Raw genomic sequence first — 12,933 nt, forward strand, 5'->3', positions numbered from 1 at the left:
GTGGTTGCCCACCCGAGGCAGCCTTCCAGAATCTCCGGCGCTTACAGCGAAGGTGCCACCCGTGCTGTTCATACACGGGGCCCTTGCCTCGCCGGGAAACTTTGAGGTACCCGCGGGAATGCTCGCAAGCCGGGGTCGGGCGTTTCTGGCACCCGCCTACGGTCAGCGTGGCACCGGCGATATCACACAGTCACTAGAACACCTCTTGGGCATCGTCGATGACATCTCATCCCCGCAACTCGATATCGTCGGCCACTCCCTCGGCGGGCTCCTAGGATTGCAGATCGCCCAGCAACGACCGGGGCGGGTGCGCACCTTGGTGGGACTGGGTGCCTGCTTCCGCGGCGTCCCCCGCAGGTTACGTTTCCCGCGCCTGATGTCGCTGGTGGTCGGCCCAACCGTAGTTCAATTGACCCAGACCGACCGCTTTGGCGTTGACGTGCCTGCGGGGACGAGTGTTTTTTCCATCGTCTCCGATGCAGACGCCGTCGTGCCTCGCTCCTCCTCCGAGCTGGGCACGGTCATCCCGGTTCATGGTATCCGCCACGAACGCCTCCCGAGCCTCGGCAGCGAGGTTCTCCGCGCGCTCGGCTACGAATAAATGGTGGGCTGTGGGATCACGAAAGATCACACAACCCACTTTTAAATCTAGGAAAGTGCTTCATCCCCGGAGCTTGCAGCAGGAAGCGCCACGTGGAAGGTCGTACCTTCGCCCTTGGCAGAATCCACCGTGATCGTGCCGTGATGAGCCTCCACCAAGGACTTGGTAATCGCAAGCCCCAGGCCGGAGCCACCGGTGGAGCGGGTGCGCGAGGTATCCGCACGGTAGAAACGCTCGAAGATGTGAGCGGCATCGTTGTCGGACATGCCCACGCCATCATCTTTGACATCCACCACGATGGCGTTGACAGGGCCGGTGGGGCGCACGAGCGTATCGTCGCGAACGGTGATGACCACCTTTGCGTCTTCGCCACCGTGTTTGAGGGCATTGACCACCAAGTTGGAGAAGACCTGGTGCAACCTAGGGGCGTCGCCAAGCACGATGGGCACGGACCTGACTGTCGACTGGACGGTAATGGAACGGCCCGGATACGCCGCCGATAGCGAGCTTGCCACGGACAAGTTGAGCTCGAGGATGTCGACCGGCTTTTCCTCGTGCCGCGCCCCCTCAGCGCGGGTAAGCGCCAAGAGGTCTTCGACCAGCAGGCTCATTCGGGAGGCCTCGGACTCGATTTTTTCCACCACCAGGTCGGCATCGCGGGTAGCGCCTGAGCGATACAGCTCTGCATAGCCCTTCACACTGGTCAGCGGCGTGCGCAGCTCGTGGGATGCGTCGCCGACGAAGCGGCGCATCTGATCTTCTTTCTCCTGCAGCTCGATGATGGACTGTTGAAGGCGCTCGAGCATCTGGTTCAAGGCCAAGGCCAAAGAACCGATCTCGGTGTTAACCGGCCACTGCGGCACGCGGCGATCGAGGTCTCCCCTGGCGATCGCCGTCGCGGTTTCTTCCACCTCACGCAACGGACGCAGGGTTCGCCTGATGACGTAGTAGGCGATCAGAGCCAAAAGCAGCAGGATCACGCTTCCGATGACCAGCTCACCCAGCCCGAAGCTGCGCAGGATCGAATCTTCTCGCTGCACGCTCTTTGCCACCACGATGATGCGCCCGTCGCTCACGCTGCGGGCAAGGGCGCGCCATTTTAGCTTCTCCGTCGACGCCGCCGTGGACTGCACCGTCTTCGCCCCGGCGTTGGCGTAGAGGCCTTCCAAGTTCGGAGCGGAATTCTCGCTCGGGCCTGGGTTCACGCTGACGGATCCATCCGGGTAGATCCAGGCCACCCAGAATTCATTTGGCGGCATCGAACTGCGCGAGCCGTAGATGGAGAAGATGTCTTGGTCCATCGCCCAGCCCTCGATCGCACGATCAAGGTCGGCGTCGACCGATTGGTAGGTCACATCCTGCAGCGTGCGCTGCGCGGCAACAGAAAAGGTTGCCAGGCCAAGACCCGACAGCACCAGCACGATGATCAGCAGCTTAACACCCAGCGGCGTGCCTTTGCGGGCGCGCCGCTCACGGAAGGCGTCGATGCGCCGGCGCAACCAAGAAGGACCATCCTTGGGTGGGTCGACCTTTAAGGATGTGTCGGCCACCGCCGGCAGCTCTTGGGTGAAGGCCTGCTGTTCGGCTGGCGCAGACGCCCCTGGTACGGGCTGGGCTTGCGCGGTGGGTACGGGCTGTTTCTTGCCCTTGTCTGGCTTAAATACTGACACGCGCGCGACCTAGGTGCGCGGGGTGCGCAGGACGTAGCCGACACCGCGGACGGTGTGGATGAGCGCGGGCTCGGTGGTATCAATCTTGCGACGCAGGTAGGAGATGTAGGATTCCACGACGTTGCCGTCACCGCCGAAGTCGTAGTGCCACACGTTGTCAAGGATCTTCGCCTTGGACAAGACAACCTCGGCGTTGAGCATGAGGTAGCGCAACAGGTTGAACTCCGTCGGCGACAACTCCACGACCTCGCCGGCTTTGGTGACCTCGTGGGTATCATCGTTTAAGGTCAGATCGGCGTAGGTCAAGGTGGCATCGTCCTCGGCCTCCGGCTCGATGGTCGCGCCGCGGCGCAGGATCACGCGCAGGCGGGTGATGACCTCCTCCAGCGAGAAGGGCTTGGTCACATAGTCATCGGCGCCGATGGTCAGCCCGTGGATGCGGTTTTCCACCGCATCCTTGGCGGTGAGGAACAAGACCGGGCCGTCGAAGCCCGCCGCGCGCAGCTTCGGGAGCAGCTCGAAGCCGTCCATGCCCGGCATCATCACGTCCAGGATGAAGGCATCGGGCTCAAATTCTTCAGCAACCTCCAAGGCCTCGATACCGGAGTTGGCCGTAGCCACCTCGAATCCCTGGAACTTGAGGCTTACGTTGAGAAGCTCGACGATATTGGGTTCATCGTCGACGACGAGAACTCGGGTTGCGCTATCATTCATAGTTTCCATTTTTACCTCAACAACCTCTAATTTCAGACTTTTTATTAATGGGCCTTCGAAAAGCACAAAGTCTTATGACTTCCACTTTTCCGCGCGTGCTCTTTCATTGGCCCAGCTTTTCGCGCACTCGCGCTCTAGTCTGAATGCCATGGCTTGGCACCTCCTGCCCTCACACTGGAGGAAAGCTGTGAGTTTGAGGTCTACATTATGAGAATCGAGCCCACCTCCAGATGCGGTAGCAGCTCATGCCCCGACCCGTTCGCCCTGGCACATGTCTTCCTTATCTTCCCCAATACCTGCGTTGCGCCCTCCCTGCCCCTTTCCCAACCCCTTTTCGGTCGTTACTCTCCCCATTCCACGTGCGCCAGATCCACCCCTTCGGCTTGCGCCTGTGCCTCGACGAGGCGGAGGAGGTAGTCGGCGTTGCCTTGATAGTTGCTGGCAAAGCGCTGATCGGTGACATACATGCGGGCCAGCAGCACCTGCTTGGCGGCACTGACCTCATACCAACGCCCGATCTGGGCGCGGTGCCAGGCCACCAATTCGGCTGCTTCCGCGCTGGTCGGCTGAACACCCATCTCGCGGGCCGACGCCAATGCGGCCACAAATTCCAGGTGGTCGTCCTTGATTCGCTCGTAGTCCGCGCGGCCGAGTGTCGCCTTGATGCTGCTTGCCTGTTGCCATTCCGGGGTATGCCCGTAGAGTTGCTGCGCTTCTTCCTGATAGGCGGGCATGTCTTCGCCGAATACTGCTTTGATCTCTTCCATGGTGATTTCCTTTTCGGTATGGGCCTGGTGGTCGGCGATGATCTCATCGAGGTGGCCGATCATCACATGCACGTTGCGCAGCTGCCGGGAAAGCACCTCACGCTGGGCGCGCAGGCGCTCGAGGCGGGTTGCGGCCGAGGACTCGCTGAGCAAGTGTTCGATCTCGGCGATGCTGAGCCCCGCGCTTTTATACAACACGATCGCAAAGCCGGTCTGGAGATCGTCTTGGGTATAGAGGCGATAATCGCTGGCCGTGCGCCAGGCGGGCACCAGCAGGCCCTTGTCCTCCCAGTGCCGCAGGGTACGCGGGCTGACCCCAAGAATTCGGGCGGCCTCGCCGATGTGATACTCAGCCTCCGCATTGGAAGCCACCTCATCCGCTGTTTCCTGGGTGGCGTGGGCAGCTACGGCGCTTGCCCTGATTCCCGGGTTGCTCATTTCGTGCATAGTTCCATTCCAGTCCTTGCCGTCGCGTCAAGGTCAAATCAACACCACCGACACCAGCCAAGCAAACCCCACAAGGAAGGTATTGGTTTATTCCATTCCAGTCGGCACGCTTGCAGCCTAGGCAGAATGTGGTCGCGCACGCCCCAGAGAAAAAAGCTGATGGCGCACGATAACTCTCCTACCCGGCCGGCACCCGAGCGCCCTCCGCGAAAGCGACTAGGCCACAGTTGCGGCTATCCCCGCGAGGCTGGTGACCTACCGTAGGCGTCGGAAAGCGCCCCTCAACGCGGCCTACCACGAACGCCGTTGGCCTAAGCCAAGCTAGCAGGCGGCAGCACTTTTGAAACTGTAACGTCCGTTCGGTACAGTAACGGGAATGAACAACGTTGCGACAACCACCCACAACAGGTGGGTGTTCCTTGGGGTTATCTCGCTGGGACTGTTTCTGATCGCAGCCGACAACTCGATCCTGTATTCGGCACTCCCCACCCTCCGCGAGCAGCTCCACACCACTGAGCTCGAAGGCCTGTGGGTCATCAACGCCTATCCGCTCGTGCTCGCGGGACTGCTGCTGGGCACCGGTACCTTAGGCGACCGCATCGGCCACCGCTTCATGTTCGAGGCGGGACTGGCAATGTTTGGACTCGCCTCGCTCGTGGCCGCCTTCGCCCCGAACCCGGAGGTTCTCATCGCAGCCCGCGCCTTCCTAGGCATGGGCGCCTCCGCCATGATGCCAGCCACCCTAGCGCTGATCCGCATCACCTTTACCGACCCGCGCGAACGCAACACCGCGATCGGAATCTGGGGATCGGTTGCCACCGTCGGCTCGGCGGCTGGCCCAGTCCTCGGCGGACTGCTGCTGGAACACTTCTGGTGGGGTTCGGTGTTTCTCATCAACCTGCCCGTCGTGCTCGTGGCACTGGTGGCAATGCACCTGCTTGCCCCCGCGAATGTGACCAACCCCGATAAGCACTGGGACCCTATTTCCTCGATCATCGCGATGGTGGCCATGGGTGGTGTGGTCCTCGCCATCAAGGAGCTCACCCACTCCCCCATCAACCCCGTACTCCTCGCCGCGTATGTTGCGGCCTTCGTGCTGGGAGCGGCCGGCTTTGCGCACCGTCAACGCCGCCTCACCCAACCGCTGGTGACCGCCGACATCTTCGCCAATCGCCTGTTCGTCGCAGGTGTTGTGGGCGCGATGTTGTCGATGTTTATCCTCGCCGGCACGGAGCTGCTTACCACTCAACGCTTCCAGCTCGCCGAGGGACTCAGCCCCTTGGAGGCGGGACTGATCAACGGCGCTATCGCCATGGCGGCCTTCCCCACCTCCATCTGGGGCGGGGCGAATCTGCACCGTTTGGGCTTCCGCCCCATCATCTCAGGCGGCTTCCTCGTTATCGCTGCGGGCCTTGCCACCAGCCTCCTCGCTCTCGGCACGGGTGCGGGCTTCGGCTGGTTTATGACCGGCGCGATGGGACTCGGCCTCGGCATTGGCCTGGTCATGTCGGTGACCTCCACCGCGATCATCGGGTCTGCCCCACGCCACCGCGCGGGCATGGCCAGCGCGCTAGAGGAGGTCTCCTATGAGCTAGGGACGGTTTTGTCCATCGCGATCTTAGGCTCGCTGATGAGCATGTTTATCCACGGGCCTTTGGACACGGCCACTCCAAAGGCCATCGATTTTGCCTATGTTGCCACGATGTGCGTTGCGCTTGCTGTGTCGGTTGTGGCGATGGTGGTGACGTTTATCCTTCTCAAGGGCAACCCCAAGGAGACCGAGTATGCGCACGAATAAGAAGGAACAGTTGTTGACTACGGCGATTGAGATCGTCGACAAGCACGGCCTGGAGGCGCTGACCTACGAGTCACTGGCAGAGGCTTCGGGGCTGTCAAAGTCCGGGCTCATCTACCATTTCCCTTCCCGCTATGCGCTGCTCATGGACATTAACCGCTTCCTTGCCACCCAATGGAGAAATCGGCTGGTTGCGACGGCCGGAGCCGATGCCGACTCGCTTGACGACGACCAGCGCGCCGCAGCCACCCTCGCGGTCTGCAGTGCGAACGCGACCCGCGCCGACCTGCTTTTCGCACTCGATGCCTCGCGCGTACCGGAGTACAACGCGGTCTGGGACGAGGTCTTAAGCGCCTGGCAGCTTCCCCGGGCGCTCATCTTGTCCGACCCGCGCCGCTACCTCATCCACCTCATCGGCGACGGCCTGTGGGTTCACGACCACATCAACGGCTTTTCGCTTTCCGACGACGAACGTCGCGCGCTCGTCGATGCGGCCTTGGAGCTGCTGGGCTAACCCCGCCGGCGCCAAGGCAGGCCAGCATCAGCGGGCCCATTGAACGCAAGAAGGCTTCCAGCTGCCTAAAGCTTAGGAATGTTGCGCAGGTTGGACTTGGCCATGTCGATCATGTGTCCGACGCCGCCGTCGAACACGGTGCGGGTGGCCGCCTTGGAAAAGCCCAGGAGCATGGCCATCGTGATGCTCGGCGGGATCGACAGCGCATTCGGATCTGTGATCACGTCGATGAGCACCGGACCGCGGTAGGCAAAGGCCTCCTCCAGCTGGGCCCGCGCAGCCTTCGGATCGGTGATCCTTACGTGCTTGATTCCAATGGCCTTGGCAATGCCCGCGAAGTCCACCTGATCATGGTCGGTCTCGTGCTCCGGCATGCCCTGGACCAGCATCTCCAGCTTGACCATGCCGAGCGAGGAGTTGTTAAAGACCACGATCTTGATGGGCAGCTCGTGCAGCTTGACCGTGAGCAGCTCGCCCATGAGCATGCCCAGCCCGCCATCGCCGGACAGGCTCACCACCTGGCGGTTCGGCTGTGCAGCCTGCGCGCCGATGGCTTGAGGCAGGGCGTTGGCCATGGTGCCGTGACGGAAGGAGCCCAGCAGCTCACGCTTGCCATTGGGGGTGACATAGCGGGCGGCCCACACATTGCTCATGCCGGTATCCACGGTAAACACGGCGTCGTCGGCGGCGATCTCGTCGACGATATTGGCAATATACTCCGGGTGAATCGGCACGTGCTTGTCCACGTTGCTGGTGTAAGCATCGACAACATCGCGCAGCTTCTTGTGGTGCAGCTTGAGCATGTGATCGAGGAAGGTGCGGTCCTTTTTTTCCGCAACCCGGTCGATGATCGCATCAATGGTTGCGGCGACATCGCCGGTGACCGGGTGCTTGATGGTGGTACGCCGGCCAATATGGGAGCCGTCGATGTCGACCTGGGCGACATTGTCGCGCGGCAGGAAGTCGTTGTAGGGGAAGTCGGTGCCCAACAGGATGAGCAGGTCGGCCTCGTGGGTGGCATCGTAGCAGGCGCCGTAGCCCAAAAGCCCGCTCATGCCGACGTCGAAGGGGTTGTCGTACTGGATGTACATCTTGCCGCCGAGGGCGTGGCCAATCGGGGCTTTGATCTTTTCCGCCAGCGCGAGCACCTGCTCACGGGCATCCTTGGCGCCAGCGCCACAGAAAAGGGTGACGGTCTTGGCGGAATTGATGGCCTCGATGAGGTCGGCGGCCTCTGCCGGATCGGGATGCAGTGCCGGACGCCCCGAGGAAATCTTCGAGGCAACAAAGGTATCCGGCTCGGCCTCCTGCATGGAAACATCACCGGGGATGACAAGCACGGACACACCCTTGCCGGCCATCGTGGACTGGATGGCGTGGTGGAGGATCACCTCGCCCTGGAAGGCGGAGTTGACCATCTCGCAGTAGCCGGAGCACTCGTTAAATAGCAGTTCCGGGTGGGTTTCCTGGAAATAGGAGGAGCCAATCTGGCGGGAGGGGATGTGGCTTGCGATGGCGAGCACCTTCGCGCCGTTGCGGTGGGCGTCGTAGAGGCCTTGCACAAAGTGGGTGTTTCCCGGGCCGCAGGATCCAGCGCACACGGCTAGCTCGCCGGTCACCAAGGACTCAGCCTCGGCGGCGAAGGCGGCCGCCTCCTCGTTGCGCACGTGGACCCATTCGATCGAGGATCGACGCACGGCATCGACAATCGGGTTTAGACTATCGCCTACCAGGCCAAAGATCCGCTTCACCCCCTGCGCTTCGAGGGTGTCGACGAGTTGTTCCGCATACGTGCGTGCCACCGGTCTTGCCTTTCTTTGTCGTGTACTTCGTTGCTCATTAATTCGATTCTTGCTTGCCGACGATGGGAGGCGGCGAGCCAAAAGAGTTACTTAACCGTTTCAGTAACCCCTTTGACCCCACTATGCGCCCGCAATTGTTGCTATTTCAACCTAAAATCTCAAGAACCTCACTGACCCCCACACTAAGTCATAGGTCACACTTTTTCCTCCGCTTGTGCTGCGCGCTGGCCGCAAAGGCCTTAAGTTGGTTCCCATGAACGAGACAGGACTTGCCCACCGCCAGCAGCATCCCGCACCGGCACCAACCAGTTCCCCCGGCATCCGCACCGATCGAGCCACCATCGTCTCGTGGGGCCTGTGGGATATGGGTTCCGCTGCTTTCAACGCGGTGCTGGTCACCTTCGTCTTCTCCGTCTACCTCACCGACTCGGTGGGGCTGAACATCCACACCAGCGCCCCTCCCTCCACGTGGTACTCACTCGCCATCGCGCTTTCCGGCGTTGCCATCGCCGTGGTCGCGCCGGTCATGGGGCAACGCGCCGATGCCCGCGGGCAACGCCGCCGCAGCGTGCGGGTCTGGACGCTGGCAACCTTCGCGCTCATGATGGCGTTGTTTTTCATCCGAAACGATGGCCCCGGGTATTTCTGGGCGGGCATCACGATCATGGCGATCGCCTCGGTCACCTTCGCCATGTCCGAGGTTTCCTACTACGCGATGATCAACCAGGTCTCCACGAGGGACAACGTCGGCCAGGTCTCCGGCTTTGGCTGGTCGCTTGGTTATTTCGGGGGCATCATCTTGCTGCTGCTGTGCTACGTGGGCTTCATCTCCGGCTCTGCGGGCGGTCAGGCCGGACTGCTGGGTATCTCCACCGACGGTGGGCTCAACATCCGCCTTGTTGTCGTCATCGCAGCCTTGTGGTTTTTGTTCCTTGGTCTTCCCGTGATGTTCAAGGTCCCGGAGATCCCCGCTAACCCAGCGATGGAAACTGGGGGCTTGAAAAGCTCCTACAAGTACCTTTTTGCCACCTTGAAGCACCTGTGGGTGGCCGACCGCAACACTTTATGGTTCCTGCTGGCCTCGGCCGTCTTCCGCGATGGGCTCGCGGGGGTGTTTACCTTCGGCGCCATCCTCGCGGTGTCCGTCTACGGTTTCGCCGCCGACCAGGTCCTCTTGTTTGGTGTTGCCGCCAACGTCATCAGTGCTATCGGCGCCTTGGCCTGTGGCCGCTTCGACGACAAGTATGGCCCCAAGCCGGTAATCGCGGTCTCTCTTGCCTGCATGCTCATCGTCTCTGCGGTGCTCTACGTCGTCTCCGGCCCCACAATGTTTTGGATCTTCGGGCTAGCTCTGTGCCTTTTCGTTGGCCCCGCCCAGTCCGCCTCCCGCACCTTCTTGTCGCGCCTAGCTTCCGGCGGCAACGAGGGCCAGCTCTTTGGGCTTTATGCCACCACCGGCCGCGCCGTAAGCCCCCTGGCACCGGCTTTGTTTTCCCTGTTTACGGGCATCACCGGCCAGGATCGCACCGGCATCCTCGCCATCGGGCTCATTCTTGTCGCCGGTCTGGTCATGATGATCCCGGTCAAGCAGCCCCGTTAAGGCAACACCTGCGCTATTATCGCGGATAACTTCTTGAGCTCATCCAATAAATTCGCTGGGTGTAGCGCTGTGCACTGAGCACAAGGCGCTGCGCTCAGTGACCAGCACACAATGAGAACAACGAACACGGAGGCACCATGCACAATGGCACCTTGGCACGGATCCTGCGCGTCCAAGATGCCGGGGCTTACCTGGCTGAGGGCTGCTCCAACCCGGTCACAGCGTGGAAGTTGCAGCAGCTTGTGTACTTTGCCCAGGGGTTCGCCTTCGCGCTCACCGATCGGCCGATCGTCAATACCACCTTCCAGGCATGGTCGCGGGGGCCGGCCAGCGCCGATCTGTATCTAAGCTTGGACGAGCAGACCATCGTAGACACTGTCGACGGCGGAATTCCCTCACGCATCGACGGCAATAACAAGGTCATTCTCGACTCCATCATCACCACCTTCGACAGCTTTAGCGAGGACAAGATCACCCACATGGTCACCAAGCCCGGAACCCCCTGGGATCAGGTGCGCTCCCATCACGGGCTTACCCTCGGTGCCGACAGCAACGTAGAAATCCCCGAAGACATCATCTCCGACTACTTCCACGCGATACTCAGCCTGACCGACACCCCACCTACCCCATGAGCATGCCTTGGGGCAGCAGAATCTTGCTTTGTCCACCTAGAGCACGCTACTGCACGGTGCCTAGAAGAACTTTTTTCGGTGTGACCTGCGGTCTATTTTTTAGTGATTTTTTAGTGACTTAGCACTACAGGCCACAACCGGTTGGGCTGTGGCCTGCATGTTTGGAGCTGAAGATGGGACTTGAACCCACAACCTACGGTTTACAAGACCGTTGCGCTACCAATTGCGCCACTCCAGCACTGTCACGGCGAAACTGGCCATAAGTGAAACCCACCACGGGGCGATGAATCCAACCTTCGCTTTGACTGCCCACTGATAATAGCCTAAAGGCGCAGCCGATTCCAAGGAACGGGTACACGCGGCGTTGTTGGTAGTTTGGTGGCAGGTTAATGTGGGCGCGGTGAACGTCGGAAAGCAACGACCGTACCGCCTGCCATAAGCGATCGAGGTGTGGAAGCCTAGGCCGCGATTCATCACGCCCATCTTGTCATTGCCCCATTAAAGCGGAAGGAAGCAACCGAATGACTTTAGGCACAAGGATGCGCAGCTTCCTCCAGCGCGCAGGGCGGGTGGCCACCATCGATGCCGTCGGTGCAGCGCCGCCGCCGTCGCCGCTGGCACCGGTGGATCTCACCGATACCACACAGGTCGCCGCCGTCATGGACGTCGCCGCGCGGATCGGCGACATTTTGTTGTCCTCGGGCACCTCCAACAAGGACGCCAGCGCGCAGATCCATGCGGTCACCGCCGCCTACGGCCTGGTGTATTGCCACGTGGACATCACCCTCAACACGATCACGGTCTTTACCAACATCGGTGTCGACGATCAGCTAACTCCGGTGAGCGTGTTCCGCGTGGTGGGCAAGATGACCACGGACTTCTCCAAACTCAGCGCGGTTGACCGGCTCATTCGCTCCATTCAGGCGGGCGCCACCCCGCCGGAGGTGGCAACGAAGATCCTCGACGAGCTCTACGCAACACCGGCAACCTATGGTTTTAGGACCTCCCTCGTGGGCTGGGGTGGCATGGGTGCCTCAGTGGCGGTGCTTTTGGGCGGTAGCTGGCTGCAGGCGGTGATCTCCTGCTTGGTCTCCGTGCTGATCATCGCCGGTTCAGCCTGGTTGGCTAAGCATTCGCTGCCGCTGTTTTTCCAGAATGTTTATGGCGGTTTCGTCGCCACCCTGCCGGCCGCGGCGGCCTACTTTATTGCCACCAGCCAGGGGCTTTCGGTGGTCCCCAGCCAGATCGTCGCCTCGGGAATCGTGGTGATGCTGGCCGGTTTGACGATGGTGCAATCGCTGCAGGACGGCATCACGGGTGCGCCGGTGACGGCATCCGCGCGGTTTTTCGAGACCTTGCTGCTTACCGGCGCCATCGTCGGCGGCGTGGGCCTTGGAATCCAGGTCGCCCAGTTGATGGGGATTTCCTTACCGCCGTTGGAGTCGGCGGCCGCGCCCAACTACGCCTCCGCGCTGGCCAAGGCGTTGGCCGGTGCCTTTGCCTCGGCTTCCTTCGCCCTGGCGTGCTACGCGGAGATCGGCTCGGTGTTCATCTCTGGACTTACCGCGCTTGCCGGTTCGTTGTTGTATTACTTCGTGCTCATCCCCTCCGGCCTGGGTGTGGTGACCTCCACCGCCATTGCCGCAACCGTCATCGGACTCGCCGGTGGCCTGCTCGCGCGCCGGTTCCTCATCCCGCCACTGATCACGGCCATCGCGGGCATTACCCCCATGCTGCCCGGCTTGTCGATCTACCGGGGCATGTATGCCGCCCTCAACGAGCAGATGCTCGCCGGCTTTACCAACCTCGCCATCGCGCTTTCGCTATGTTCCGCGCTGGCCGCCGGGGTGGTGCTCGGCGAATGGATCGCTCGTAGGTTGCGCCGTCCGCCGCGCCTGCGGTTGTATCCCCGCGGCAGCCTGAGCCGATAGTCGCTATTGCTTTCCGACGTCCACCGCGTGGCTTCCCCCGCCGGTTGCCTCCGCGTTTGAGCCGATGGGCTACAATATTTTGTCAAGACTTGTCTTACTTTCATAAACAGGAGGACCCTTGCCACCCAAGGTCACTGACACCCGCACCACCTCAGCCGACGCGCTGCACGCCGTCGAGGCCGAGACCGCAGCCGCCGCGCGCCGCATTGTTGCTACCTACGCGGAGGATTTCTTTGACGGGGTCACCCTCATGTGCATGCTCGGCGTAGAGCCAGAGGGCCTCAACTACCGCCAGCTCGCCGCTCAGCACGAGGAGGCCACCGCCCCGAAGAAGGCCACAAAGAAGGCCTCCAAGAAGGCGGCGAAGAAGGCCACCAAGAAGGCTACGAAGAAGACCACCAAGAAGGCGGCTAAGAAGACAACAAAGAAGGCCGCCAAGAAGACAACGAAGAAGGCCTAA

11 protein-coding genes and 1 tRNA gene are annotated in these 12,933 nt (G+C 61.5%); 7 read left to right on the forward strand and 5 right to left on the reverse strand.

The annotated features are described in order from the left end of the window. The first annotated feature begins 61 nt into the window (after nt 1-61). Nucleotides 62-601: an alpha/beta fold hydrolase gene (locus PAB09_RS10830; RefSeq protein ID WP_271033662.1), complete on the forward strand. Its 540-nt coding sequence runs from the start codon at nt 62-64 to the stop codon at nt 599-601. A 47-nt stretch (nt 602-648) separates the two neighbouring features. Here the strand turns inward: PAB09_RS10830 and PAB09_RS10835 are convergent, their stop codons facing one another. From PAB09_RS10835 to PAB09_RS10845, 3 genes are all read right to left on the reverse strand, one after another. Further along, on the reverse strand, nt 649-2,271 hold the full coding sequence (locus PAB09_RS10835; protein WP_442873669.1) for a sensor histidine kinase: 1,623 nt from the start codon (nt 2,269-2,271) through the stop codon (nt 649-651). 9 nt (nt 2,272-2,280) lie between these two features. Next, nucleotides 2,281-2,994, reverse strand: coding sequence for a response regulator transcription factor (locus PAB09_RS10840; RefSeq protein ID WP_271033663.1), 714 nt, complete (start codon nt 2,992-2,994; stop codon nt 2,281-2,283). Between the two features lie 332 nt (nt 2,995-3,326). Further along, nucleotides 3,327-4,190 (reverse strand): MerR family transcriptional regulator, encoded by an 864-nt coding sequence (locus tag PAB09_RS10845; protein ID WP_271033664.1) that lies wholly within the window; start codon nt 4,188-4,190, stop codon nt 3,327-3,329. Nucleotides 4,191-4,575: 385 nt separating this feature from the next. Between PAB09_RS10845 and PAB09_RS10850 the strand changes: the two genes are divergently transcribed. Both PAB09_RS10850 and PAB09_RS10855 read left to right on the forward strand, forming a co-directional pair. Beyond that, on the forward strand, nt 4,576-5,997 hold the full coding sequence (locus PAB09_RS10850; RefSeq protein ID WP_271033665.1) for an MFS transporter: 1,422 nt from the start codon (nt 4,576-4,578) through the stop codon (nt 5,995-5,997). After that, nucleotides 5,984-6,508 (forward strand): TetR/AcrR family transcriptional regulator, encoded by a 525-nt coding sequence (locus tag PAB09_RS10855; protein ID WP_271033666.1) that lies wholly within the window; start codon nt 5,984-5,986, stop codon nt 6,506-6,508. The genes PAB09_RS10850 and PAB09_RS10855 overlap by 14 nt, the downstream gene beginning before the upstream one ends. Before the next feature lie 65 nt (nt 6,509-6,573). Here PAB09_RS10855 and PAB09_RS10860 read toward each other — a convergent pair whose 3' ends face one another. After that, nucleotides 6,574-8,310, reverse strand: a complete 1,737-nt coding sequence (locus PAB09_RS10860) for a pyruvate dehydrogenase (protein ID WP_271033667.1) — start codon at nt 8,308-8,310, stop codon at nt 6,574-6,576. A 364-nt stretch (nt 8,311-8,674) separates the two neighbouring features. Here PAB09_RS10860 and PAB09_RS10865 point away from each other — a divergent pair, with 364 nt between their 5' ends. Both PAB09_RS10865 and PAB09_RS10870 read left to right on the forward strand, forming a co-directional pair. Then, nucleotides 8,675-9,910, forward strand: coding sequence for an MFS transporter (locus tag PAB09_RS10865; protein WP_271035379.1), 1,236 nt, complete (start codon nt 8,675-8,677; stop codon nt 9,908-9,910). A gap of 137 nt (nt 9,911-10,047) precedes the next feature. Beyond that, nucleotides 10,048-10,542: a Panacea domain-containing protein gene (locus PAB09_RS10870; RefSeq protein WP_271033668.1), complete on the forward strand. Its 495-nt coding sequence runs from the start codon at nt 10,048-10,050 to the stop codon at nt 10,540-10,542. A 162-nt stretch (nt 10,543-10,704) separates the two neighbouring features. Here PAB09_RS10870 and PAB09_RS10875 read toward each other — a convergent pair. Beyond that, nucleotides 10,705-10,780: transfer RNA gene (locus tag PAB09_RS10875), tRNA-Thr, on the reverse strand. A gap of 283 nt (nt 10,781-11,063) precedes the next feature. Here PAB09_RS10875 and thrE point away from each other — a divergent pair. Both thrE and PAB09_RS10885 read left to right on the forward strand, forming a co-directional pair. Further along, on the forward strand, nt 11,064-12,473 hold the full coding sequence (gene thrE / locus PAB09_RS10880) for a threonine/serine exporter ThrE (protein WP_271033669.1): 1,410 nt from the start codon (nt 11,064-11,066) through the stop codon (nt 12,471-12,473). A 118-nt stretch (nt 12,474-12,591) separates the two neighbouring features. Next, on the forward strand, nt 12,592-12,933 hold the full coding sequence (locus PAB09_RS10885) for a hypothetical protein (protein WP_271033670.1): 342 nt from the start codon (nt 12,592-12,594) through the stop codon (nt 12,931-12,933).

It is taken from the genome of Corynebacterium sp. SCR221107, assembly GCF_027886475.1.
Taxonomy (GTDB): domain Bacteria; phylum Actinomycetota; class Actinomycetes; order Mycobacteriales; family Mycobacteriaceae; genus Corynebacterium.